This window comes from Pseudomonas fluorescens (assembly GCF_002022275.1).
GTDB lineage: Bacteria > Pseudomonadota > Gammaproteobacteria > Pseudomonadales > Pseudomonadaceae > Aquipseudomonas > Aquipseudomonas fluorescens_AJ.
The window spans coordinates 79,427-104,578 of sequence record NZ_MSDF01000016.1 but is presented as its reverse complement, the minus strand read 5'-3'; the positions used below and the strand labels follow the sequence as shown (position 1 = coordinate 104,578).

Genomic DNA, 25,152 nt, shown 5'->3' with positions numbered 1-25,152 from the left:
CGCTTACAGCTCGGAGAAGCACTCTTCGATGATCGCCAAACCTTTGTCCAGTTGCTCGTCCGGCGAGGTCAGCGGGACCAGTACGCGCAACACGTTGCCGTAGGTACCGCAGCTCAGCAGGATCAGGCCCTTGTCACGCGCCTTGGCCACCACGGAGGCGACGGCAGCAGCGTTCGGCTTGTGCTTGTCGCCACCTTCGAACAGCTCGACCGCGATCATCGCGCCCAAGGCACGCACTTCGCCGATCACCGGGTACTTGGCTTGAATACCTTTAAGGCCGGTTACCAGACGCTCGCCAACCGCTTTGCAGCGGTCCAGCAAGTGCTCTTCTTCGAACACTTCCATCACGGCCAGGGCCGCAGCGCAGGCGATCGGGCTACCGGCGTAGGTGCCGCCCAGGCCGCCTGGCGCGATGGCGTCCATGTATTCAGCCTTGCCGCACACACCGGCCAGCGGGAAGCCGCCAGCGATGGATTTGGCGAAGGTGGTCAGGTCGGCGGCAACGCCCATCTGTTCCATGGCAAAGAAGGTACCGGTACGGCCGGCACCGGTTTGCACTTCGTCGGCGATCAGCAGGATGCCGTGCTTGTCGCACAGTTCACGCAGGCGCTTCATGAAGGATTTCGGCGCGACGTAGAAACCGCCTTCGCCCTGTACCGGCTCGATGATGATGGCCGCGATATCACGTGGCTCGGCATCGTTCTTGAAGATGCGTTCGATGCTCGCGATGGAGTCGTCGTCGCTCACACCGTGCAGTTCGTTCGGGAACAGCGCGCGGAACACGCCGCCTGGCATCAGGCCCATGCCGGCCGAGTACGGCACGACTTTACCGGTAAGGCCCAGGGTCATCATGGTGCGGCCGTGGTAGGCGCCGGTGAAGGCGATCACGCCAGCACGGCCAGTGGCGGCACGCGCGATTTTCACGGCGTTTTCGACGGCTTCGGAACCGGTAGTCACCAGCAGGGTTTTCTTGGCGAAATCACCTGGGACTTTGGCGTTAACTTTTTCGCACAGCTCCACGTACGGCTCATAGGCCAGCACCTGGAAGCAGGTGTGAGTCAGCTTGTTCAGCTGCTCGGTCACGGCCGCGATGATTTTCGGGTGCACGTGGCCGGTGTTCAGCACGGCGATACCGCCGGCGAAGTCGATGAACTCGCGACCTTCAACGTCGGTCACGGTGGCGTTCTTTGCCGACTCGGCGAAAATCGGGTGAATCTGGCCAACACCGCGTGGTACAGCGGCTTCGCGGCGTTTCATCAGGGATGCGTTGGTCTTGCTCATAAAGTCCTCATTCGCCACTCATCGGGTGGCGTTGCTCAAGGAATACGTGGCGGGGAGGCAACTACGGCAGCATGCGATGATCGACTGCCACAGCTTTCCCGGCCACTGCGAATAACGTCTTGAAACACGCAAAGGATCAGCGCTCTCGTGCCCTCTGCGTCTGCTGCAAACCTTTCCCCGGCTTAGATGCCCAGGCAGAGGTATTTGATTTCCAGGTAATCCTCGATCCCGTACTTGGAACCTTCACGGCCCAGGCCCGACGCCTTGATGCCGCCGAACGGCGCCACTTCGTTGGAGATCAACCCGGTGTTCACACCAACCATGCCGTACTCCAGGGCTTCGGCCACACGGAACACACGGCCCAGGTCGCGGGCGTAGAAGTAGGAGGCCAGACCGAACTCGGTGTCGTTGGACATCGCGATCACTTCGGCTTCGTCTTTGAAGCGGAACAGCGGCGCCAACGGGCCGAAGGTTTCTTCCTTGGCGACAGCGGCGTCTTTCGGCACGTCCACCAGGATGGTCGGCTCGAAGAAGTTACCGTCGATGACCTTGCCGCCCGTCAGCAGCTTGGCACCTTTTTTCAGCGCGTCGGCGATGTGCTCCTGAACCTTGGCCACGGCTTTTTCGTCGATCAGCGGGCCCGTGGTGGTGCCGTCTTCCAGACCGTTGCCGATCTTGAGCTTGGCCACAGCCACCTTGAGTTTCTCGGCGAACGCGTCGTACACCGAATCCTGGATGTACAGGCGGTTGGCGCAGACGCAAGTCTGACCGTTGTTGCGGTACTTGGAGATGATCGCGCCTTCGACGGCCTTATCCAGGTCGGCGTCGTCAAACACGATAAACGGCGCGTTGCCGCCCAGTTCCAGGGAGACTTTCTTGATGTCCTTGGCGCATTCGGCCATCAGCTGGCGACCGATTTCGGTCGAGCCGGTGAAGGACAATTTACGCACGATCGGGTTACTGGTCAGCTCGCTGCCGATGTCGCCGGCACTGCCGGACACCACGCTGAACACACCCTTTGGAATACCGGCACGCTGCGCCAGTTCAGCCAGGGCGAAGGCGGAGAACGGCGTTTGCGAGGCAGGCTTGAGGACCATGGTGCAACCGGCGGCCAAGGCAGGGCCAGCTTTACGGGTGATCATCGCAGCCGGGAAGTTCCACGGGGTGATCGCCGCGGTAACGCCAATCGGCTGCTTGATAACGATCAGGCGCTTGTCCGGCTGGTGGCCAGGAATTACGTCACCGTAGACGCGCTTGGCTTCTTCGGCGAACCACTCGATAAAGGAGGCGGCGTAGACGATTTCGCCCTTGGCTTCGGCCAGTGGCTTACCCTGCTCCAGGGTCATCAGGCGAGCCAGGTCTTCCTGGTTCTCGATGATCAGCTCGAACCAGCGGCGCAGCTTGTTCGCGCGCTCTTTGGCGGTCAGTGCGCGCCAGGCTGGCAGCGCCTTGTCGGCGGCTTCGATGGCGCGGCGGGTTTCAGCGGCGCCCATCTTTGGCACGGTGCCGAGAATTTCGCCCGTGGCAGGGTTGTTGACCTTGATGGTTTGACCGTTGTCCGCATCGACCCAAGCGCCATCGATAAAGGCTTGCTGGCGGAACAACTGGGCATCTTTAAGCTGCATGTCGGCTTTCCTTAACAGCACCGCGCGCGCGCGGAGCGAATTAGAGTTGTTGAAAGGCGCCTTGTGGGCTGCCGTCAGGGAAATCAGCCCCAGCACGCGAGGAAGGAAATTGCGCACGGGAGACAGAGCGTTTGAAATCTCAAACGAATCCTAGGATCAATGGGGGGGCAGGGCAATAGTCTGTTCGAAAAAAAGAACGAAAACGGCGCATTTGCCGAATCTTTCGGATCAACGTGAAAGGGCCGCGTTCCCCCGTATTGATCAGCGGCGCCCGACATAGCACCGCAGCCCGCTGATTTCCCACACCTTAACGGCCAAAACCGAGCATGGACGCCCAAGGTCGACATGGGTATGATGTCGCCCGCACAAGCATCCGTAGCTCAGCTGGATAGAGTACTGCCCTCCGAAGGCAGGGGTCGTGGGTTCGAATCCCGCCGGGTGCACCATATACTAGTTTCTGGCTGTCTCAGACAGTCTACGAAACACCCCAAGAAGCCCGCCCCGTGCGGGCTTTCTTGTTTCTGGCTATCCATCCCTGTCTACCCCTATAACTTCCCGCCGTGTATGCCCACGTGTATGCTTTGAGATTCCTATAACTGGAGGCATACAGGAAGTGAAGCGCACTGAAATCAAACGCCGCCCCTTAGCAGACACCACGCTTGCAGGCCTGGAGCCTGAGCACACAACGTATCGGGAGCAGGACGGGAATGGCCTGTACTTCCGGGTGAAACCTAACGGGCAGAAATCATGGGAGCTGCGCTACAAAAAGCCAGACGGAAAATGGTCTTGGCTGGGTCTCGGCGGCTACCCGGAAATCAGTGGCTCATTGGCGAGACAGAAAGCAGCTCAACTGCGTGAAGACGCATCGACCGGCAAAAATCCATTGGTGAGTAAGCAGGCTCGGAAGGTTGCAGACCAGGTTGCTGCCAACAACACCTTTGAAGCGTTAGGGCGCGAGTGGTTTGAGGCCAGACGCACAAGCTGGGAATCAGGTACGTCTCGACGGGTACTTGGCGCACTTGAGCTTCATGTGTTCCCCGTCTTCGGAAAACGCGTGTACACAGAAATATTGCCCCTGGAATGGATGGAATTTCTACGTGGCATGGAGCAGAAGGGGATCATTGAACAAATGGGCCGAGTTCGTGCCTTTTGCAAAGAGATCTATGACCTGGCCCGCGTAACAGGACGAGCCGTCCACAACCCCCTTGAAGGTCTCAGCAAATTCCTGCAATCACGTAGCGCTGAAAACTATGCACACGTTTCGATTGAAGAACTGCCTGCGCTACTTCGAGCGATCAACTCCTACCCTCACGCAAAGGACGTTCGTATAGGGCTTCGCTTGCTTTCCTTATTAGCATCGCGCCCGAGCGAAATCCGAGAAGCACGCTGGTCAGAAATCGATCTCTCCAAAAAGCTATGGACGATCCCAGCCGAGCGAATGAAACGTCGTCGCGAACATGTGGTGCCTCTCTCTCGGCAGGCAATCGAAGCGCTCGCTGAATTACGAACACTTACAGGTGCGTACCCTCTCCTATTTCCAGGCAGGAAAGACAGGACAATCCCCCGTAGAAACACCGTCTTTCTAATGGCGCTCCGCAGACTGGGATATGCCGGTCGGCAAACAGGTCATGGCTTTCGTCACATCGCGAGCACCATACTCAATGAGCAGGGTTTCGATGAGAATCACATAGAGGCACAGCTCTCTCATGCAAAGGAGGGGATCGCCGGGGTCTATAACAAAGCGGTGTACCTCCCTCAGCGCAGAGTGATGATGCAGTGGTACGCCGATCATCTTGATTCCCTAGTGGCCGGAAATGTAGTGCACGGTCAATTTGGGAAGGTCGTGTGAAGCAGCTAACCCTGTACCCCCTAAAAAATAGCGTTACGGGTGTTACGCGTGTTACGCACTCACTAAAGTCATTGTTTTTATTGAAAATATTCAGCGTTACACGCAATGCGAAGTCTGTGAACACCACGTGTTACATCGAGCAGTCGTGTTACAGAAAAGCCACACCCGCAACCCTGCTGGCATCGGCGTTTCCATCCGAAAATCGCTGCGTTAGCTCACTGGCCTCGGGGCGGCGGGGAGACCTAAATGGAAACTGAGCTAGGTGTGGAACTAGAAATCGCCGGCGTAGATGTCGACTGTCTACTTTGGGATCTCGACGATGTTGAAATCGCTGTTCGCACGTTGTCGTTGTATCACCAATTCTCCGAAAGATTTAGCGATGCGTTTCACTGCATCGACAACGCGATGTCCTACTGGCTAGAGGACGGCTGCTACGCTGACTGCGCAGAATCAACTACGACGAAGATGTTTCATCTTCGAAGCGTGATTGATCAGCACGTTTGTTTTTCCGAAGCGACCTCACTACCTAGAGTCATTCGAGGTGTCCTAGGGATCAATCACCCAGCCAGCGACACCCAGCTTGTAGCAACCTATGCGCTCATTCAGGCAGTCGAGGCAGTAACGGCACTTGGCAACTGGCTTTTCAACCTAGAGTTGCGTCTTTACGACCTTGACTATGATCTAGTCGAACAGATCAGGCTGACTGACGCCACCCAGTATGCTTCTCTCCTCAAAAGGGAAAGAGAGCGTAGCAGCGAACTTGAAATAGAGGCCCGGGAGGAGTTCGCCATTCGGTATGGCGAGACCTCAAAAGCATTGATGTTAGCTTCGCTATACCAAGAAGCTGACCACACGGACAACCTCCGGAACGACTTGAGCGCATCTCGGTTTCTGCGAACTGCACTGGATCAGGCATTTGCAGCAAAAGCGTCGGAAAGGGCCAAAGCAGCCGGGAAAGCCAACAGCAAGCCGGGGACAGCGAAGCAAGAGAACACCAAAAAGCTTTTTGAAGAGATAAGCAAATCGGCAATAAAGCAAATCGCTATTGACCCCAAAATATCAGCGGCCGACCTCGTCAAAATACTCGTTAAACAGGGCAAGGGCTCTATACCAACCGTAAGGAAATACCTAAAGAAAGGCGGTTTTCTACCAAGATAATTTTTATGCAGTGGAAGAAAAGCAAACCATGTTTGCTTTTTTTTTGCCTCTTAGTCTGTGCCTGTCTTTCACTTTACAGGCACGACTATGACGAGCTCTCTCCCCTCCAAACCCGTACACATCAAAGATCTGGCGCCCGCAACAAGGTTAATCAGAATTACTGAGGTAATGGCCATTGTAGGCCTCGCCCGCCCCACCATTTACAAGCTCATGAGCCAGCCTGAAAGCGGCTTTCCACAAGCAGTAAAGCTCACCGACAGCACCGCTCGGGGGGCGCCCGTCGCATGGGTCCTTTCTGAAGTTTTGGATTGGACTCACGCACGCATCGCTACTCGCGACAGGGTGGCTGCATGACTCCTATGTTCCTGCCACAAACAACTTCGGACACCGGTGACTTACTCGGCATCGGCCTTCTACCCAACGTTACTGCCAAAGGCCAAGACCGCCTCCGCACATTGCGCGATGACGCCATATCAAAAGGGGCTCACGTAATGCTTCTCGTCTGGCCATCTCGCGAGTGGGTGATGCTCTCAATCGAGCCGCCAGAAGGGATGCTGGTTGAGGATACCGAGCAGCTCATTCCGAGTGTTCAAGCCAACGTGACTGCGCTGGAGCTGATGCTTACAAACTCCCGGCATGGCAATCACTTGTTCTGGATGAACTTGAGTCGTAACGCCTCCCAGCACTAACGAAAACGCCCCCGGCGGCAACCGGAGGCGTTGAGGTAAACCTACATGCCTGATCAATTTATGCCGCGTCGAAAAAATCCGCAAGTGATCTGCACAGTTGCACTTTCAAAAAACGGACGTTACTCTCTGGCCGTCGCTGCAAATTCAGCGACCGGGTTTAGCGGCCCGAGCACATACAGGCGCACAAGCGCTTCCGACTCGATTGCATGCGCTTTTTTTGTGCCTGCGACTCTCGTTTATGGTGGCTGTGCGTGGGAGACCTTCGGGTCTGCCGGGGTCCTGTATGCCCGGTCCGCTAACCCGCGCACAGCTGCCACCCTAATTCGTTTAGCGGCGAACCGTGGCAGCTCCTCACATACAGGAGCTTTACCAGATGCACGCCCTCAATCCGTCCAAAATTCGCGCCGCCGCTCATCGAGCAATGGCTCTCGCCGCTTTACACGCCAACTCCAGCCTCGCTACACGCCTTTCCCGTTACAACGCCCATATGTCCAAGGCGCGCGCCCTGGAAGCCGCAGGGGGTGTCCAATGAGCATGCTCCCAGGGTTCGCGCTCCCCGAGGACCTCCTCTGCGTCAGCCCAGACGCCGAAGCAGGCCTGCCTATCGACGCCATCACCTGTGCGCTCGACCGGGCCGACTCCGTTCTCATGTTGCTGGAAGACCACTTAGACGGGGATAAACCCCTCCTCTCCAACCACGTGCTCTCGTCTGTTATTTGGGATGTGCGCGGCACCTTGGGTTTGATCAAAACACTCACCATGTACGGTGATGCCTCTTCTGTGCCTATGGGCCAGAAAGGCGGTGCTCTGTGACCCACTCCAACACGCTTGGACGCTCCGAGTTTTCCCCTGCCAACGGTAACGGCCAAAACCTATTTCGGGTGAATGCCGGTATCCCGCTGGAGGACGCACTTGAAGCCGTCTCCCAGATTCTGCACCACGCCAATCAACTGATCCTCGACGCCGCCATCAGCGATGCGGGCGAGCGCTTTAGTTGGCCTGCGTTCTACCTCGGCGAGATGGCTAAGGCGCTGATCGACGACGTGAACGAGGCGCTGCTTGAGTCGAGGACCGCACCATGACTCAGCGCACCGGCAACACCTCAAAGCGTCCGAGCTTTGCCGACGTAAAAAGTGCCGCACTAAAGAACATCGACCGTGTGCTTGCTCACTGGCTGCCGAACGGCAAACGCGTTGATGGCGGTAAGGAATACACCGCACCTAATCCGACGCGCACGGACAAGCGCGCTGGCTCGCTCAAGGTCAATTTGAGCAAAGGCACCTGGGCGGATTTTGCCACTGGCGATAAGGGCGGCGATCTGATCGACCTGGTGCGTTATATCGATGGCGGCACGGACGTTGAGGCCTGCAAAAAACTGGCGGATCTGCTCAGTGTTTCCGCAGGTTCAGCGACAACCAAAAGCGCACCGACCAAGAACGCAATGCCGGAGTGGATCGCGATTCAGCCGATCCCGGTCGAGGCCATGAACAAGTGTCCTGCCAAGCACCGGCAACACGGTGTTCCGTCCAAGGTGTGGATCTATCGCGATGCTCAGGGCCAGCCAGTCATGGCGCTGTATCGCTTCGACCTGGGCCCAGATGAAGACGGCAAACCGAGGAAGGTCTTTGCACCGCTGACCTGGTGCAAGCGCTCCGATGGGCAAACCACACAATGGCGCTGGCAGGGGTTGCCCGAGCCTCGGCCACTGCTGCGCCTGGATGAGCTGGCACATCGCGCCGATGCGCCTGTAGTGTTGTGTGAAGGCGAAAAGGCTGCTGATGCCGCCGCCGAACTGATGCCCGACCACGTAGCCACCTGCTGGCCGAACGGCTCCAACTCTTGGCACAAGGCCGACCTGACGCCCCTCAAAGGGCGCGCTGTGGTGCTGTGGCCGGATAACGATGCCAGCGGCAAGACCTGCATGGACGCCATCCAGCTCAAGTTGATTGAGCTGGGCGTCGCTTCGGTACAACTAGTCTCGCTCGACGTGTTCAAGCTCAAGCCCAGCAGCAAAGGCGGAGAGCCCACGCTCATCAAGGGTGGAAAATGGGCAGACGGCGACGATGCAGCGGATGCGTTAGCCAAAGGCTGGACCGCTGCCCACGTCGCCGAGCTGGTGCGCAGCGGTGAGTTTTTCGGCAGTGCCGCTGAGCCAACTGAACCTCAAGAACAGAAGGCCAAGGCGCCCGCCAAACGCCCTGCGAAATCGAAAAATGACCTGTTGCCGGGCGGCTTTCGGCTGACGCCTGAAGGAGTGTTTTATTCCGGTGATGATGGTGAGGCACGCCCCGTGTGTTCGCCTCTCGAAATCATCGCCCGCACTCGCGACGACAAGGGCCACAACTGGGGCTTGCTGGTCGAATTCGACGACCCGGACGGCGCCAAAAAACGCTGGAATATTCCGGCCAGGACCATGACCGGCGACTTCGGCAAAGACGTACTCGGCCCGCTGGTAGATATGGGGCTGCGCCTTGCCGGAAGTCGATCCGGGCGCAACGCACGCAATGACCTGCAGAGTTACCTCGGCGGCTTCGATAGCGCCCAGCGCGCACGATTGGTGACGCGCTTGGGCTGGCACGACAATGCGTTCCTATTGCCCGAACAACAGATCGGCTCGCACTACGAACATCTGCATTTTTATGAGGCCGGTGCCCAACTGCCACCGATCAGCGAGGCCGGCTCTCTGGAGCAATGGCAGCAACAAATCGGCGCGCTGTGCGTTGGCAACCACCGCTTAGCGTTTGTCGTCTCTGTGGCCTTTGCAGGCCCACTGCTGAACATGCTCGGACATGAGTCGGGCGGCTTCCACCTCTACGGCGACAGCTCCGGCGGCAAGACCACTCACTTGCAAGTCGCAGCCTCGGTTTATGGTGGGCCTCGTCTGGTGCGCTCGTGGCGCTCCACGGATAACGCCCTGGAGTCCATCGCCGCCGCACACTCAGACGGTCTGCTGGTACTGGATGAAATCGGCATGTGCGACCCGCGCATAATTGGCGAGACGGTGTACATGCTCGGCAACGGCACCGGCAAGGCCCGGGCGAATGATCGAGGACAAGCGGGCCGACAGGTGCAGGAGTGGCGCTTGCTGTTTCTCTCGACCGGCGAGAAGACGTTGGCGCAGCACATGGCGGATGCAAACAAGGAGCTGAAAGCCGGTATGGAGGTGCGCATGCTCGCCGTGCCAGCGGATGCCAGCAAAGGCCTCGGCATGTTCGATGTGCTGAACGGTTTTGAGGACGCTGCCGCCCTCTCCGATGCGCTCAAGGCCCGAGTAGCCAAATATTACGGCACGCCCCTCACCGCTTTCCTGCACGCACTGTGTGCGCCTGGGGAAATGCTCAGGTGGACAGTGATCGTGCGCCGCACGGTGGAACAGTTCATCACCCAAAACCTACCAGCCTCGGCCAGTGGTCAGGCGCAGCGTGCCGCCCTTCGCTTCGGGCTCGCCGCCGCCGCCGGAGAGTTGGCTACCGCCTTTGGTGTTACCGGCTGGCCGGATGGCACAGCCACGACCGCCGCTCGGGTGTGTCTGCATGCGTGGCTGGCCGAACGCGGCGGCGCCGGAAACTTCGAGGGCGATGCGATCTTGGCGCGGCTGCGCCAGGTCATCGAACGCTTTGGAGAAAGCCGCTTTACCCGTTGGGAATCTGCCGCCGCAAAGATCGATGAGCACGGCCCTCGTACGATTGATCGGTTGGGCTTTCGCAAGACCCTGGAACACGGCATGGGCGACGCCCTGCACACCACCAACACCTACTACGTGCTGCCAGAAGCCTGGAGAGCGGAAATCTTCAAGGGCATGAACATCAGTGCGGTGAACAAGGAGCTGCTGCAACGGGGCGTGCTCGAGCCGGGAAGCGACGGCAAGGCGTACAGCTTGATTCGCCTGCCGGGGTTAGGACCTCAACGCTGCTATGTGGTGAAGACAGTTCCTGGAACGGATGAAAGCGAGGCCAAGGCCGCCTGATGGCGAGTCTGCTGATCGAGGTAGCGCCGGCTCATTACCGGCCTTGCCAGCCATTCGACAACCATCCCTATTAACCGCAGTACCCAGAGACAATACAGATGAACACTATCCAAGAATTGAAAGACCGTCGCGACCAACTGACCCTCGAAGTGGAGAGCATTCAGGGTGACCTGGCTCCCTTTGAAGAGGCGCTGGAAAGCCCGGAGGTCATCCAGCAGGGCCGTCAACGAGCCGTGCAGGATGAAATCAACGATCACAAAAGACGCATCGACTCGCGAAATCTGGAGATCAGCAACCTGAATCAAAAGATTCATCGCCTTGAGAGATTGGCAAACCGTGAGAGCTTGGCTGCGGGATATCTCAGCGATATGGCGAACTGGAAAGCCGACGAGATGGAACTCAACGAAAAGCGCAGTAGCATCGAGACCCGGTTGCAGCAGGTCCGCCAGAGCGATCAGGAAGACATGGCAAAAGCTCGACAAGCTGAAACGGACGCCGCCACCGCTTATGCACAGGCTGTCGCCTGGGGCGATGTAGAGGGCGAGAAAGCGGCTAACGCAGAAGCTCAAAAGGCAGCAAAAAACCTCACGGGTGCGGTTGAGCATCACCGCCGCCAACAACTGCTCATCAACGCCCTGGAACAGGAGCTGGTGACGATTGATCTGCACATCACCGAGGCACAAAAGGAACGCGCCAAGATCGAGAATGAAGCGGCGCATCTTGCGAACACGGTGCTAGAAGAAAAGTGGAACGAGGCCGCGAAAGCGCTGCTGGAAACAGGCGGTAAGTTGTGGGCTGCACGCAACCTGATCAGTCGTGACCCAATTGCACTGATGAAGCTGGATATCCCTGAACAGGGCGAGCACTTTGGAAGCTGGACCTGGCGCGAACTCGTGGATCGCTCACACCAATACAGCCTGCTTGACCTGTTGGCAGCTTAACTCAAACCTTACCCGAAGCAGCCTGAGAAAGGCAGGCTGTTTCGGGCCTACCATAGGTCCATCAATGAACAAACCACCACAGAACAGGGCACAGATGTCGGATTACCTGAAGGCCCGAAAGCTTCATTTAAACGGGATAATCGTCGTCCTGGCTGGCATGAAAAAGCTCAACGCTAGAGAAAACAAAGACACCACGGTTGAGACGCTCACGATTGATGCAATCAAGGCAGAGCTTGATTTCATTGACCTTCAGCTCAAAAGAAAGTGCGGGTGATGAAGAAGCGGAAGACTGAGCAGCTTCCGCTTCACTACATCCTATCCTTACAGGCAAGGATTTAGACCTTTTCGGCTTCTGGCCTATAACGATACAAGACTTAAGACTACTTCCGGCCAAATCAGACCTTGAAAGTGACTGAAAACCAAGGGCGAATCAAACCCACCATATCATTCGTCCGCAATATGAACTCAGCATAAATTTTTTAATCTCGCGAAAACAAATCGTCAATTGGATCGATAGCACTAAATGATTGCTCGGACCATCTCACGCGTTGATCTCTATAAGACTCATAATCTGGTTCACGCTCTGCTTCATTAAAATATTTTTCGTAAAATCTATCCACATCAACAAAGCCCACAACACTATCAGCCACACTGGATGAATCATTAGCACCCAACTCGAAAGCTTTTTCATCCATTAACTCCATAAATTTTCTGCGAGCTGCTGATTGCGAACCACTTTCAGAAAACACCTCTGCATCTGGAAACTCATCTTCAACTGACGCGATTAGGTAATCCGTGATGGCTTGGTCATATGCATCGTAAAGCGATTGATGCTCTACAACTGCAAAGCATTTGACAAGCTCACTTAAAATCAGTAATTCGTCATAATTTGGTTCATTGTCGAATGCTCCAACCACGAATGTTTCCACAGTCAGTTTATCAACGCTGCCAATGCGCAGGGCCCATAAAAGTACTCGAGCTGATGCCAAGAAGGATCGGCAACACCTTTCACCGCCAATAAAATTAATCGCTTTTAAGAGGCTTTGATCTGACAAGTTAAATTTTTTACCAAGCTCAGACCTTGCAATACATAGTTGAGCTACAAATTCGGCACTAGACCCAAGAAAATTAATATCTAAAACGGATGAAAAGATATGACCTATCACTTCGGTCGCCACGCTAGCACTGATTATCTTGTTATCCTGCATATCCTTCAGTGTACTCAATGAAGATTGTGTCTTTAGGCTACCAAAGCACTGCCGTAAAACGGGTGTGTTACTGGCATATCTGTTGAGTACGAAGTCACCTAAAGACGGGTTAAACAACCGAATAATAGTCTGATTTTCGCTTACTGCTAATCTCGTGAGCATCGAACCAGAGAGGTGACGGAGGTTTAGTAGAAAATCTTTTTTCCCAGTAAGACTGGATGCTCCTGGATTTTCTAGATATCGCGCAAATGCCTCTGAAAGCTCAGGCTCAGTAATCACGCGACCGTTCATAGCGACCAGCAAAACCAAGGCACGGCCACAGTCATCCAGTTGCGCTTGAAATGGATGATCCCAGACCTGAGAAGGATCATTTAGCAAATCAGTTATATGAGCCCAGTAAGACGCGGATGGTACATCCTCCAATCGCTGAGCATCGGTAATAAATCGGATTAGCCGAGGATTAAAATTCTTATGATCAATAATAGTTCGATAACGTTTATTCGAGTACAGTTGCTCAACGTAATCGGCATCTATTTCAGAATGCCAGATATGATTATAGAGAATCTTGGCCTTATCGATGTTAGCCAAAGATTCAAGTGTAATCTCAAACTCATTTCTATTTATATTTGAGTTATGGAAAACATCGTTTAAAATTTTTCCTTGGTTGAGAATAGTGGTTCGAGATGTCAACACAAATCGCTTTTGCGGATTTTTGACTATACGCCTGATAAAACCTACAATCTTGGCACCCTCATGGCCAGAAAGTGCTTCTAGGTAGTTGCGGCCCAAAAAGTCATCAAAATAGAAAATCTGCTTCGAGTCAGGGTCGAAGATACTCTCAGCCTCTTTAATATCATCAGAAATTACTGAAAGCTCAAAGCCGTCTGCGACGTACTGTAAGATTAGCTGCCCTGCCAATGTTGTCTTACCAATGCCAGCTGGACCTGTGATGATAACAACACTCGTAGATTCCAGTTTATCAATCGCTTGATTATGATTTACTGTAGCAACATACAGCTTAGAGGTCTCAATAATTTCGCCAAGTTCAAACTGACTCCTATCATGTATGGGTTTATTAAGCATATACGCAAGAACATTCGAACTAGCAATCCAGAGCTTATAGTGACGTCTTTCAACATCTGGATACTTTGCGAGTATGTCACTCAAATCCTGTCGACCCAGTATATCTGCTGGAGACAAAACAAACGGCGAAAGCTTCTGCATCAAAATTTTTTTATCATTAAGTGAAAGCGAGTGAGACAAGGCTAAAATATATCGACTCGGCGATAACTTTTGAACTTTAAGGTTTTCAGAATCCGCAATCGATTTAACGAGTTTTTCTAACGGCGTCGAAATCCAATGCTTACACTGGAGAATCCACTCTTCTCCCTCTGACCTAAAAAAGCGCCCATCCACTCCAGCATCACGTCCGGGCTTGAATCTTTCGAATCTGACCCCTTCCCTCGCGCTTAGCAGGTCAGTGCAAAAAACTTCGAACTCTTTATCGTTTAGCCGCGAAAAATCGTAATCGTTCACAAAAGCCTCGCTCAGAAGTGGACCACATGCCAGTAAACCGCTCAGCATGAGATTATAGTTGTTGGAAGCCACACGTGAGCCATCGCAGTGATAGCCGTAATGATGCGTGCTTTCTTGGGCTGGTGGGCCATATGACTTGGTGCTTTGCTCCAATACAGCAACGCGATGTCGAAGACATGGATGATCTGATTGTCGGCTTCTGGCCGATTATGTTGAAAAAGTCGGCTTGCCCAAAACGCGCGAATATTGATGGATGAAAACATCTTTTTTGCACGCGGCCACGTGAAATCCGACTCCTGAACCTTCTGCGCAAGACTAAGACTTCAATCTCAGGCACGTACTTTTCTGCCATGGAATTCGAAGCCGGATTTTCAACAGAATCGGCAGAAAACGGTCGTTGGCGACACCTATCAGCAACGAGCAGTCGCTGATGTGGGATTGCTCAAAAGGCATTCGTTAATATCTCCTTCATTAGGAGAGCCGAAATAGCCTACGGAACTACGGGTGGCTCCACCAAATCCTTGCTATCAGCGTCATATTCAAATTGTGTTAGCTCGGACTTTAGGTAGTCATCGTTAAGCAGTTTCATAAAGAAGTTCTGGGAGATTTTAGTATCCAAGACGATCTGCGTCTCCGCAGCATTGATCTTTATTTTCTTACTCAAGCTATGGTGTTGCTTAATAAATTGAATGATTTGATCATTAATTACGGTATCAAGAACCCTAGAATGGGAAATTGCCCTGATCACCTTTCGGGCAAATGTCACATCCCCTTGAGTAGTAATCCTATCTTCCAATACGGCAATACTCTCAATGAGATTTCGAACGTTAAGTGTGGCAAGTTTTACACTGGCGTCAGCCTTGACCGCTTCTTTGAAGCCAAAAAACCTTTCGAGAACCTTGAAGTTTGTAACAAATACATCGGTACCTTCATAAATAAAATCTACGGTGTGACTCAACCGAATTATTTCTTGGTCGAGCTTTTCAAAGCGATCCTGTGCAATACCTGCGCGAAGCAGGCTAAAGCCATTTCTGCGATAAGTGTTGGTAGGATAGTGATGCTTGTAGATAGATAAGCTCTCATTTCCATTTCCCAACACGACCACGATCGCCTTCAAAGCAGTCACATCATCATTCACATGACTGAAGTCTGGAATTGCGTTAGGCGTATCAAGCGTCTCAACGAAGGCATCTAGTTGGGGCGGGTAGTCTATAAGGTTATAGCGGAAGATAGCATCTTGGCGCAGATCAACAGCAGTGAGATCTCTCAAAACGTAATCGCTCTCAAAGAATTCACTCAGTTCCAGTTTTACTTCCACTGTTAACGCTCGCTGGGCGTCAGCTGAAAGTTCAACTTTACGGGACACAAACGTATTTTGCTCTTTCAAGATGAAGAACATAATACCCACAGTTTGGGGATCATTTGTCAGACTTTCTGCGGTCAATCGCAATGCGTCAATGCTCATATCTTCCTTCCAGACACGAATTTTTCGTCAATGGTGGTGAATACAACTTTGTCTAACTCACTAATTCGTTGCGTCGTAATCATTACTTTACTAGCTCCGTCGACCTCCAGCTTGTAAAGCCTAAATCCGAGTATTGCCAGTGTTGGATTGGCATAGAACTTGTCTGTCTTTACGTAGATCTGCCCGATTACAAACAATAAGATAAAAAGGGCAATGATGTAGCGAATATTGTCTAGATTAAAGCATATCAGAGGGACAATATAGGTCGTTAGAAAGGTAAGATGCTCGTAGCTTAAATCTTCAACCTTCTTAACTACAACAGGCAGGCCAACATTTGAGTCGATTCTGTACTTGAAGCGAATATAGCAAATTACCACAACACCAATAAATGCTAGAGAAATTATTGGAAGGATATTGGTAGTGATCAGCACCCAGGTGCCGACATACTGACAGTCAGTCCCAAAGCAGATAGGAATATTAACTTTAACTACGATCATCAAAAGGAACAAAAGCCAGAGCGAAATTACGTAAAGCTCAAACTTCATCACGGACTGGCGAAAATGCGCCTGACTCTCCTGACTTCCCATCCAGTACCCGCTCCTAGCGAGTGGCACCGAAGGATTCGCTGCCGCTAATGCAGACTAGCACAATGATGGCATTGGCAATGGCAGTGGCTGTCTCTGCGCTCTCACTTATTTCTAGCCTATATCCGCAGCCCCCCTCAACCAGACGATTGTACCCAAAGCGGACATCACCTCTCCGGTCGCTGGTATGAGTAAGCCCGGCCCGGCTATGAAAGCAAGGGTTACGTCTTCCAGTTCTCCACCTGTAACCGCTTTTGCCCAACGTAGTGTGGGCGATTTGTCAAATTCAAGATCAGCGCGACTGCTGCGGTGGTGAACAGGCCTCTGGTGTCGACGTGAATATCGGCATAGCTTTTCGCCGAAAGCTGCAGTAGCGAACAGAGATTCGCGACCTTCGCACTCTTGAATGAAACCTTAATTTGATGCGCAAATTCGTTGCGTACCTTTCGGATCAACTCGCATTCCCTGTACTCGACTTCAGATAAAAGGCCCAAGGCGAATGAGGAAGCGATGCGTGCGGAAAATGTTCCAAGCGGCGCATTGAAGCCGTCAATGAGAGCCTTACTTCCTTTGTTAGGGATGAGGAAGGCCTCGATGATCCGAGCAAGCTGCTCATCGAGCATTGCAGCAGCGGCCAACGCAGTTCCGCGCTCCGTCTCTTTGTTAAAGTCGGCAAGGAAGTCCATGAAGCCGCTGAGATGCGGATGAGTCTCCGCAAGTGTCTTGGGAATATCGTTCATAGCTGTACCTCAATAGCGCCGAAAAAGTGTCGATAGAGTCGGAGAGTGAGTCACATCATTTCCATATGGGCTTCCACCATTGCGCCTGCCATTCGAACGCAATATTCGTCGGCCAAGTCTTCTTGGGTCATCTCCTTCAATCGTTCAATGTCGGGTGCATGGTCCATGAGCTCGATCAGTTTCTCTTTTGTGCTGCTCGAGTATGTTTCCAAGAGGAAGTCGAACCAGTCCAGGTCAGTCTTCGGACTAGAGCGGCCAGCATTCCTATCAATAACTCCAAAGAAGGTCTTAGGGTGCTGGGCATGGGCCTTTAGTTCATCATCCATCAACGGAATCTTGACTATGAAGCGCTGCTGATCGTCGCTACAAGCGATACAAAATGCCTCACCCGACTTCGGCATGACGACGCAATTCTCTAGCGTCGCCTCGATCTGCGTCCCATTAGGTCCTGGTACCTCCATCCGCTGACCAACCTGTAGCCGTGCCTTGGGAATTCCACCAGAGAACGACTCGGCCTCTCCATCGAACGTAGCGGGAATGCGCCGGTGCTTCTGCATCGACTCCAGCAGCGCAAAGACGGGCGCATGCCGGCGCCTAGTTTTGACCTGTTGAAGCAGGTTTTTCAGCCCAGGGTGAAGATCTTCGAGGTGGAAGCCCCACAGCAGCACTCCGTAAGGCAGATCAATTGCATCAAGGTGATGCTCCTCTGGATCGAAGGTGACTATGACATATGCCTGCGGAAGCTTTTGCCCAGTAGGGTCTCGCTCATATAGCTTTAAGAGGTTTTCAGCCTCCACAAGCGCTACAGGGTTAGGCTGACCTCTGCCCAGTTCCAGGCGTCCGTCGTTTGTGTCAATGAAAACAATGCGAGGATGATCCGACTTTTTGCTCAAAGCGCGATTCATTTGCCTGTTGATTTTCATCCGCCCCCCTTCTCGTCGCTTGGCCTCAACTGCGTAGATCGCACCGGACTTAGTGTCCGTAGCGATGAACTCAACGTGAGTAGTACGTCTGTCAGTTTCATCTTGGTGCTGCAGGCTGAAGCCTGCCCGAATCAGGGCGGCGGCGACCCGTACTTCGTACAACGCGCCGGGGAAGTTCTTAGGGCATTTGATTCGGTCGATAAGCAGCTTCTGGACCTCGATGGCGTGCTTCAGGCTGTAAAGGTCATATGCGAAGCGCATATAGGCACCATTAGCCCCCGTCATCGGCTGCGGAACACCTGTCCCCATCTGTTCCATATGAGCTTTCGAGTGCTCATAGCAGCGGACCGCCCAAGTGAGAATACGATGTCGCTCTTCTGGAGGCTTACTTCCCTCAGACATCCACCATTCACTACCCAAGACGATCTTCGGGTAGTCGTGCAGGAAGTCGTGAAACGTTTTCCACTTCTGTGAGAAATGCATCGTCTGACCGACGGCTATGATTCTGTGATCATGGAACTCAGCGGAAATGATAGGCCTGCCGAGGCCCTGCTGCTCACGCCTCTGAAACTCTTGGGCTTCATGACGAGCAAGTGTCATCTGTATCTCCTGTCGCATGCGCGGTCCATTCAGCTTCTGCACTATTTCGAGATTGTTGATGGACCCATGGCATTTTTTGAGCTTGCGGCCGCTACCGCAAGGGCAAGGATCATTTCGGCCAGGCTTGTTGCGCATCCGTATAGGCCTCCTAGAGGGTGAAATTGAGTGCCACGAAATGGCCGCTTAGGCCGATAGCGGCACTTCAAAGCGAAGGGTTCTGATGCGGTGACAGTCGTCTTAATCATCATAACCCCCCTTCCGGAGCGGTTATTGATGTAACACCTATTTGCTATGTAACACGTCTATCGACAAATGAAACATATCCGTGTAACACCATATAAATCGTTTGGAATCATATAGTTATGCATGCATGTAACACGCGTAACGCCCGTAACACCGTTTTTTAAGGTATCCCCCCGAGCCCCTTCTGAAATGCAACCCCCAGCGCGGCGAGATCAATCATGCTGCTGGTTTTGCCTAGACACGCGGGGGCCCCTACGCATGTTGATTCGGCACGGGGTAGGAAACCCGCGTGATCGTGTCAGCGGAAAGATGCCCAGCTTAGTGAACAGGTGAACCGGGTGAACTGCTGTTCACCAGTGCATTTGCCCTATGAATCGGAAAGCCGTTGGGGACCCTGGGCATTTCGGATAGACACGGGGCATAGAACCCGCGCGTTCGTGTTAGCGGCTGGATTTTTTAAGTTGGTTGACTGGTTGACGTGGTTGACACCCGTCACCATGGTTGACGCAATGGAGGTGTTCACTATCCGCAACAAATACGGCCACCTTTACCGAAGCTGTAACGATGGCCCTTTTTCTTCAAGATCCTTTCAATTTCAACGATTGAAATTTCAGTAACTTCCGGCACCTCCCACTAACTCGATCCCGCGGGTTTCATGCCCCGTGCTGGAAGAAAAACCTCAGGGTCCCCAGCAGCTTTTCAGCACCGCCCACCTTTTGGACGGACGCAATGGCACCGCCGAACGAAACACCGACTAGTATCAGAACAGAGAACGTTATCAATCAGGGGTAGGGAAAGCGCTATGGATATGGTTCGTGTCAACTCGACGGCGATCACAGCTGTCGGCTATGACCCAGCTACAGGCAGGATGAAAATCACGTTCAAGCAAGGGCGTACTTACGACTACTGCCGCGTCCCACCTAACATCCATCAGGGCCTAATGGGGGCCGGCTCGAAAGGTACTTATTTCGATAGGATGATCAAGGACCGGTACCAGTGCTAGACCTGGGCATACGAACGTATTTCATGCCAGATGCACACCCAGCACGAGGGGGCGTGTATGCCCCTGTGTATGCCTAACCGAGACACCACCACAAGAACCCTTATAAACCGGGCATCTTACCGCCCAGTTCAAACGACGCCGGGGCACCAGATACACACAAAAAAGCCCCAGGTCGAAAGACCTGGGGCTTTTTGGTGGGCGCCTGTTTCAAGGCTTTTGCAACGCCTCCAGCCGCGCCGGCAAGTCTTCCTGTGGGAAGCGTTTGTACAGCGCCAGCAGCTTCTCATCTGCCAGCCTGGCCTGCCCGGCCTCGCGCAGGTTCACGATCTCTTGCAACCCCTCCTCCAACGAAGGCAATACCACCGCTGCGCGCTTGCTCAGCTTTGCTGCCGGCGCATCCGCCAACGAACCGGCGATTTCCGCTTGCGCCGGGGCGCTCTCAGCCCTTGGTGCGGCCATACGCGCCATGGGCGCAGGTGCGGAATACGCTTGCGGCGCCGGGCGGGCGGCTTCTTGATGAAGGGCGGAGAAGGTCGCGGTGGAGATGTCCGGCTGCGGCACGGGTGAGCGCATGACCACGCCGACCAACAGCGCTACACCAGCGACGGTGGCAAATGCCATCTGCCAGCGTGGACGCATACAGGCTTGCAGCCAGCGTTGCCAGAGGCTCGGTTGGGGTGCCGGGGCTTCGCGGCGGGCGGCGTTGAGGATGAAGGCGTCCAGGGACGCCGGCGGCTCGCCGGTGCTGTGTTGACGAAAGTGTTGCAGCAACACGTCGTCGGAATCCTGGGTATGTCGGGAGTCGGTCATACGGTTATCTCCTCGGCCAGCAGGCGGCGCAGTTTCTGCTGGGCGTAACGCAGGCGGCTTTTCACGGTTTCCAGCGGGGTGTTGGTGAGCTCGGCGATTTGCGGCACGTCGAGCTCGCCGTGCAGGCGCAGCAGGAACACTTCGCGCTGGTCTTCGGGCAACGCTTGCAGCGCGGCGTCAAGGCGCGCCTGGTCGCGGCTCAGGCTCAACTGTTGCTCGGGCCCGGCGCTGTCGTCGGCCTGGGCGTGCAGTTGTTCGTCGTAGCTGTCGTGCAGCGGGTTGTGGATGCCGTGCTTGCGCCAGTGATCGATCAGGCGGTTGCGGGCAATCTGGAACAACCACGTACGAAAACTCGCGCGCCCCTGTGGCTGGGTGGTGCTGCGGATCAGGCTGAGCCAGGTCTCCTGATACACCTCTTCGGCGAGTTCGGCCTTGTTGCTCAGGGACACCAGAAACCGGTAAAGGCCCTGGCGGTGCCGCGCATACAAAACTTCGAACGCGGCAGCGTCGCCGGTCCGGTAGCGGGCCAGCAGCGATTCGTCGCTGGGTGAATCATCTGGAACGGCCATGTCTGGTGGCGAACTCCTTTCAGCAAATTAAAACCGGCCCAGTGTGGGAGCTGGCTTGCCTGCGATGGCATCCACTCAGACTAACTGATGCACCGAGTTGCCTGCATCGCGAGCAAGCCCGCTCCCACATTTGATCGTCGTTAGTGCTTGAGACTCTGCGCCAACTCCACCAGTTGCACGAATTCATTGCGCAACCCGAACGGGTCGTCGCCCCGGGCCGAGCGGGCCAGTGCGGCGGTGTCCTGCAGACTCATGTTGCCAGTGTAGCGGCCATCGCCCTTGAGCTGTTGGGCGAAGGCCGCCACTGCGGCCGAGAAGCGCAAGTCGTCGCTGGCCCGGCTAGGTGTGGTGCTGATGGGCCGCTCGATCAATTGGCTGGCGCCACCGCTCGCAGGCTTATAGCGCACGCGCAGCATCGCCAGTTCAGCGGAGTTACCTTCGGCCCTGGCGTCGACAGCGTAGCGCAGCGGTTCCAGCCAGCCCTTCTCACCCTTCGGCACAATTTCGTACAGCGCGGTCACCGTATGCCCTGCGCCGATCTCTCCTGCATCGACTTTGTCATTGTTGAAATCCTCACGCTTCAAGGCGCGGTTTTCATAACCCAGCAGGCGATATTCGCTGACCTGAGCCGGGTTGAATTCCACTTGCAACTTCACGTCCCGCGCCACCACCGCGAGGGTTGAACTCAGCTGGTCCACCAGCACCTTGTGGGCTTCGCGCAGGTTATCGATGTAGGCGTAATTGCCGTCGCCCGCGTCGGCCAGTTGCTCCATCAGGTGCTCGTTATAGTTATCCACACCAAAACCCAGGGTGGTCAGGGAAACCCCGCTTTTGCGCTGTTCGGCAGCCATCTGCTTGAGGCTGTCGAAGTCGCTGATGCCCACATTGAAGTCACCGTCGGTGGCCAGCAGGATGCGGTTGATGCCTTTGTCGATAAAGCCTGCACGGGCCATCTGATAAGCCAGCTCAATGCCGGATGCACCGGCGGTGGAGCCACCCGCCGTGAGCTGGTCGATGGCGCTGCGGATTTTGGTTTTATCGCGCCCGGAAGTAGGTTCAAGCACTACGCGGGATTCGCCGGCATAGACCACCAGCGACACACGATCCTGATCGCGCAACTGGTCCACCAGCAATTTCAGGGTGCTTTTCACCAGCGGCAAGCCTTCGCGACGGTCCATTGAGCCAGACACGTCCACCAGAAATACCAGGTTGGCCGGCGGCAAGTCGGCCACGGCACGGTCGGAGGCCTTGATGCCGATGCGCAGGAGTCGGGTGTGTGGGTTCCAGGGTGTGGCGGCCACTTCAGTGGTCACGCCAAAGGGCGAGCCATCAGTGGGCAGCGCGTAGCTGTAAGGGAAGTAATTGACCATCTCTTCCAGTCGCACAGCGCCTTCGGGTGGCCGGCTACCCTGGTTGAGGAAACGTCTTACGTTGGCGTAACTGCCGGTGTCCACGTCAACGCTGAAGGTCGAGACAGGGGTTTCAGCGACGCGGTGCACCGGGTTTTCCGGCAGGTTTTCGTACTGTTCACGAGGCTCGCTGCGGTACTGCGTCGCCGACGAATCTTGCATGACGAGGCGCGTGGCCATGGGTGCAGGCATGGCCATGCGTTTGCTCAATGCACCCTGGGCGGGTTCGCTCTGCAGTTCGGAGACCGGGGCAGCTTCGGCCGGTTTCGGCACATCACGGGAAGACGACAACCCGCAACCTGCCAGCGTTACCAGCAGGGTAACGGCGAAGCCTTGGGCAGCAAAAAGAGGACGGGACATTGGCTTAACCTCGTGTGTGAATAATCCATTCACAAGGTCAGACGCAGGGCTTAGCGCATTCGGGTTAAAGGCCTTCGTTGCCGGAGAAATCCGAGCAGCCTATCAAGGTAAATGTATGTAGCGCCGCGCCCCAGCGGCGACGGGCATCACCGCTAAAACTAAACATTCCGTGAATAGACAGGCTCCCGTTCCAAGCGCGGGTAAACCTTCGACTGGTGACTTACCTGGACACATAACAGCCTTTGGAAACTCGCCTTCGCACTGGCAGCTTTGTGCTCAACGGAAGGGAATTCGCGAACTTGATCAAGTAAGGAGCACTGCACCTACCCAACGAGAATAATGACCTTGAGAATAGATTTCAGAACACCGGCCTACACGTTCCAACCACAACCCGCCCAACAGGCCAAGCGCTCGGCTCGACATTCCGGCTTGCATGCACTCTTGCGGCCGTTTGTTCAACTTCTCACGCCTCATCGCTTTGTGCGCCCAGTTCAATACCAGCATTTTCAACACAATCGGCGTGCAGATAACGCGGTTACAGACGCTCAAAACGCAAGCCCAGGCAACCGTGACACCACCCTGCGCCCGAACGACCCGTACATAAGCAGGGCCAACAGGCATTCCTTTAACAAGCAACAGGCCGTCGAGCAACTCACACGAAGTACCACCACCTGGCAGGACTCTAACCGAAATAACAAAACCGAAATTTCCTACACCTTCAACTATCACCTGGGCAGAGAGTTCAACGCCCAGCAGAAGCAAGAGGCCCAACGCTCCGTTGAATCATGGGGCGATGTGGCCAATCTGGCCTTCACTGAAGACGGCCCCCGGGCAGAGGGTCGGCTGACCTTCCGCATACACGACAACATTGCGGTGGCCGATGGCGCCTACCCTTACCGCACCTACAAAGGCAGTGTCGGCGGTGACACCCGCTACAACGAAAAATTTGCGGTACGCCATCACATAACCCATGAGATCGGCCACGCCCTCGGCCTGAATCACCCGGGCGACTACGACGGCCGACCAGACGACTCAAAACGAATCTACGGCCAAGACTCCAAAGCCCATTCCGTCATGAGTTATTTCAGCGCTCAAAGCAGTGGCAAACACCTCCCAGACTTGCCAAAGGGCCCCATGATGGATGACATCAGTGCCATCCAGCACAAGTACGGGGCCAATTACCAAACTCGCCGGGAAAACAACACGTACGGCTTCAATTCCAACAGCGGGCGAGACGAACACTCGTTGAGAGATTACCGTGACGCCGCCGCCTTTTGCGTCTGGGACGGCGCCGGTAACGACACGCTGGATTTCTCGGGCTACGGCAATAACCAGGTCATCAACCTCAACACCGGCTCTTTCTCCGATGTGGGTGGCTACCAAGGCAACGTCTCGATTGCCCGCGGTTGCCTTATCGAAAACGCCATCGGCGGCTCAGGCCACGACACGCTGATCGGTAACGACGCCGACAACCGGCTCACGGGTGGCGGCGGCGCGGATCGCTTGCGTGGCGGCCGTGGCGCCGACACCTTCGTCTACAACCACGCCAGCGACTCCACGCCTGAAGCTCCGGACGAAATCATGGACTTCACCAGCGGCGTCGACAAAATCGACGTGTCCCAAGCCTTGAAAAACGCAGGGCTGACCTCGCTGTCATTTGCAGACAACTGGAGTGGAAAAGCCGGCCAGGCGCGACTGACCTACGACGAAAAAACCGGTGCAGGGATGGTCGAAATCGACCTGACAGGCAATGGCAAACCCGACCTGGTGATCAAGACGCACGGGCGAGTCAAACCCGAGGATATGGTGGCGCCTCACAACGTCAACTTTGTGCCGCCCCTGATAAAACGAATGGATACCTCGCCCGCCAGGCCCGGTTTCGTCTTTAACAAGGCGAGCGACTCAACATTCGCCAACGCCCGGCTGTTCACCGATTTCACCAGCGGCACTGACAAGCTGGACCTGCGCGGGATCGGAAAAGAAGCCAACACGCGCCTCATGCTGGCGGACGCATTCACCGGACGCGCCGGCGAGACCATTGTCAGTTACAACCCGCAAACCTACCGCTACTTCGTCGCCATCGACCTGACCGGTAACCGCAGCCCGGACTTTCTGGTGAAGAGCACGCAGGTGATCAAGCCCAAGGATGTTCTGATGAACTGAGGGTGCACAGGCCTTTGCTGACCGGAGGG

At 54.9% G+C, this 25,152-nt stretch carries 23 protein-coding genes and 1 tRNA gene; 13 read left to right on the top strand and 11 right to left on the bottom strand.

Annotation, left to right across the window (positions count from 1 at the left end):
- Window positions 1-3: 3 nt before the first annotated feature.
- Window positions 4-1,281: a 4-aminobutyrate--2-oxoglutarate transaminase gene (gene gabT, locus BFW87_RS12530; protein WP_078740124.1), complete on the bottom strand. Its 1,278-nt coding sequence runs from the start codon at window positions 1,279-1,281 to the stop codon at window positions 4-6.
- Window positions 1,282-1,463: 182 nt separating this feature from the next.
- Window positions 1,464-2,906 carry an NADP-dependent succinate-semialdehyde dehydrogenase gene (gabD, locus tag BFW87_RS12525; RefSeq protein WP_078740123.1) on the bottom strand — a complete coding sequence of 481 codons (1,443 nt, stop codon included), beginning with the start codon at window positions 2,904-2,906 and terminating at the stop codon, window positions 1,464-1,466.
- A 369-nt stretch (window positions 2,907-3,275) separates the two neighbouring features.
- Between gabD and BFW87_RS12520 the strand changes: the two genes are divergently transcribed.
- The 10 genes from BFW87_RS12520 (at window position 3,276) to BFW87_RS12475 (ending at window position 11,784) form a co-directional block, all read left to right on the top strand.
- A tRNA-Arg gene (locus tag BFW87_RS12520) sits at window positions 3,276-3,352 on the top strand.
- Window positions 3,353-3,519: 167 nt separating this feature from the next.
- Window positions 3,520-4,755, top strand: coding sequence for a tyrosine-type recombinase/integrase (locus tag BFW87_RS12515; RefSeq protein WP_078740122.1), 1,236 nt, complete (start codon window positions 3,520-3,522; stop codon window positions 4,753-4,755).
- Window positions 4,756-5,001: 246 nt separating this feature from the next.
- The gene (locus tag BFW87_RS12510; RefSeq protein ID WP_078740121.1) at window positions 5,002-5,913 is read left to right on the top strand and encodes a hypothetical protein; all 912 of its coding nucleotides are present in this window, start codon (window positions 5,002-5,004) and stop codon (window positions 5,911-5,913) included.
- Window positions 5,914-6,000: 87 nt separating this feature from the next.
- Complete coding sequence (locus tag BFW87_RS12505; protein ID WP_078740120.1) at window positions 6,001-6,267, top strand: helix-turn-helix transcriptional regulator; 267 nt, start codon at window positions 6,001-6,003, stop codon at window positions 6,265-6,267.
- Complete coding sequence (locus BFW87_RS12500; RefSeq protein ID WP_078740119.1) at window positions 6,264-6,602, top strand: hypothetical protein; 339 nt, start codon at window positions 6,264-6,266, stop codon at window positions 6,600-6,602. The genes BFW87_RS12505 and BFW87_RS12500 overlap by 4 nt, the downstream gene beginning before the upstream one ends.
- A gap of 528 nt (window positions 6,603-7,130) precedes the next feature.
- Window positions 7,131-7,415 (top strand): hypothetical protein, encoded by a 285-nt coding sequence (locus BFW87_RS12495; RefSeq protein WP_078740118.1) that lies wholly within the window; start codon window positions 7,131-7,133, stop codon window positions 7,413-7,415.
- A complete protein-coding gene (locus BFW87_RS12490; RefSeq protein WP_017734497.1) occupies window positions 7,412-7,684 on the top strand; it encodes a DUF3077 domain-containing protein in 273 nt (90 codons plus the stop codon). Before BFW87_RS12495 ends, BFW87_RS12490 begins: the two co-directional genes overlap by 4 nt.
- Window positions 7,681-10,569, top strand: a complete 2,889-nt coding sequence (locus tag BFW87_RS12485; RefSeq protein ID WP_078740117.1) for a DUF927 domain-containing protein — start codon at window positions 7,681-7,683, stop codon at window positions 10,567-10,569. Before BFW87_RS12490 ends, BFW87_RS12485 begins: the two co-directional genes overlap by 4 nt.
- Window positions 10,570-10,667: 98 nt before the next feature.
- Entirely contained in the window at window positions 10,668-11,510 is an 843-nt protein-coding gene (locus tag BFW87_RS12480; RefSeq protein WP_078740116.1) for a chromosome segregation protein SMC, read from the top strand.
- A 64-nt stretch (window positions 11,511-11,574) separates the two neighbouring features.
- A complete protein-coding gene (locus tag BFW87_RS12475) occupies window positions 11,575-11,784 on the top strand; it encodes a hypothetical protein (protein ID WP_254865882.1) in 210 nt (69 codons plus the stop codon).
- Window positions 11,785-11,989: 205 nt separating this feature from the next.
- Here BFW87_RS12475 and BFW87_RS12470 read toward each other — a convergent pair whose 3' ends face one another.
- Window positions 11,990-14,254 (bottom strand): restriction endonuclease, encoded by a 2,265-nt coding sequence (locus BFW87_RS12470; RefSeq protein WP_078740546.1) that lies wholly within the window; start codon window positions 14,252-14,254, stop codon window positions 11,990-11,992.
- Window positions 14,255-14,328: 74 nt separating this feature from the next.
- Between BFW87_RS12470 and BFW87_RS31970 the strand changes: the two genes are divergently transcribed.
- Window positions 14,329-14,511, top strand: a complete 183-nt coding sequence (locus BFW87_RS31970; protein ID WP_163001582.1) for a hypothetical protein — start codon at window positions 14,329-14,331, stop codon at window positions 14,509-14,511.
- Between the two features lie 233 nt (window positions 14,512-14,744).
- On the opposite strand, the gene kwaB is transcribed toward BFW87_RS31970, so the two are convergent.
- The 4 genes from kwaB to BFW87_RS12445 form a co-directional block, all read right to left on the bottom strand.
- Window positions 14,745-15,719: an anti-phage protein KwaB gene (kwaB, locus tag BFW87_RS12460; RefSeq protein ID WP_078740113.1), complete on the bottom strand. Its 975-nt coding sequence runs from the start codon at window positions 15,717-15,719 to the stop codon at window positions 14,745-14,747.
- Window positions 15,716-16,306: an anti-phage protein KwaA gene (gene kwaA / locus BFW87_RS12455; protein ID WP_078740112.1), complete on the bottom strand. Its 591-nt coding sequence runs from the start codon at window positions 16,304-16,306 to the stop codon at window positions 15,716-15,718. The genes kwaB and kwaA overlap by 4 nt, the downstream gene beginning before the upstream one ends.
- 218 nt (window positions 16,307-16,524) lie before the next feature.
- The gene (locus BFW87_RS12450) at window positions 16,525-17,043 is read right to left on the bottom strand and encodes a transcriptional regulator (protein WP_078740111.1); all 519 of its coding nucleotides are present in this window, start codon (window positions 17,041-17,043) and stop codon (window positions 16,525-16,527) included.
- A 50-nt stretch (window positions 17,044-17,093) separates the two neighbouring features.
- Entirely contained in the window at window positions 17,094-18,701 is a 1,608-nt protein-coding gene (locus tag BFW87_RS12445) for a YecA family protein (protein WP_078740110.1), read from the bottom strand.
- A 763-nt stretch (window positions 18,702-19,464) separates the two neighbouring features.
- Here BFW87_RS12445 and BFW87_RS32510 point away from each other — a divergent pair.
- Complete coding sequence (locus BFW87_RS32510) at window positions 19,465-19,812, top strand: KTSC domain-containing protein (RefSeq protein WP_368483944.1); 348 nt, start codon at window positions 19,465-19,467, stop codon at window positions 19,810-19,812.
- Between the two features lie 207 nt (window positions 19,813-20,019).
- Here BFW87_RS32510 and BFW87_RS12435 read toward each other — a convergent pair whose 3' ends face one another.
- The 4 genes from BFW87_RS12435 to BFW87_RS32270 form a co-directional block, all read right to left on the bottom strand.
- A complete protein-coding gene (locus BFW87_RS12435; RefSeq protein WP_078740109.1) occupies window positions 20,020-20,622 on the bottom strand; it encodes a hypothetical protein in 603 nt (200 codons plus the stop codon).
- Window positions 20,619-21,191 carry an RNA polymerase sigma factor gene (locus BFW87_RS12430; protein ID WP_078740108.1) on the bottom strand — a complete coding sequence of 191 codons (573 nt, stop codon included), beginning with the start codon at window positions 21,189-21,191 and terminating at the stop codon, window positions 20,619-20,621. Before BFW87_RS12430 ends, BFW87_RS12435 begins: the two co-directional genes overlap by 4 nt.
- 140 nt (window positions 21,192-21,331) lie before the next feature.
- Window positions 21,332-22,960 carry a vWA domain-containing protein gene (locus BFW87_RS12425; RefSeq protein ID WP_078740107.1) on the bottom strand — a complete coding sequence of 543 codons (1,629 nt, stop codon included), beginning with the start codon at window positions 22,958-22,960 and terminating at the stop codon, window positions 21,332-21,334.
- 303 nt (window positions 22,961-23,263) lie between these two features.
- Complete coding sequence (locus BFW87_RS32270) at window positions 23,264-23,722, bottom strand: hypothetical protein (protein WP_254865881.1); 459 nt, start codon at window positions 23,720-23,722, stop codon at window positions 23,264-23,266.
- A 33-nt stretch (window positions 23,723-23,755) separates the two neighbouring features.
- Between BFW87_RS32270 and BFW87_RS12420 the strand changes: the two genes are divergently transcribed.
- Window positions 23,756-25,123, top strand: a complete 1,368-nt coding sequence (locus BFW87_RS12420) for a M10 family metallopeptidase C-terminal domain-containing protein (protein ID WP_254865880.1) — start codon at window positions 23,756-23,758, stop codon at window positions 25,121-25,123.
- Window positions 25,124-25,152: the final 29 nt, after the last annotated feature.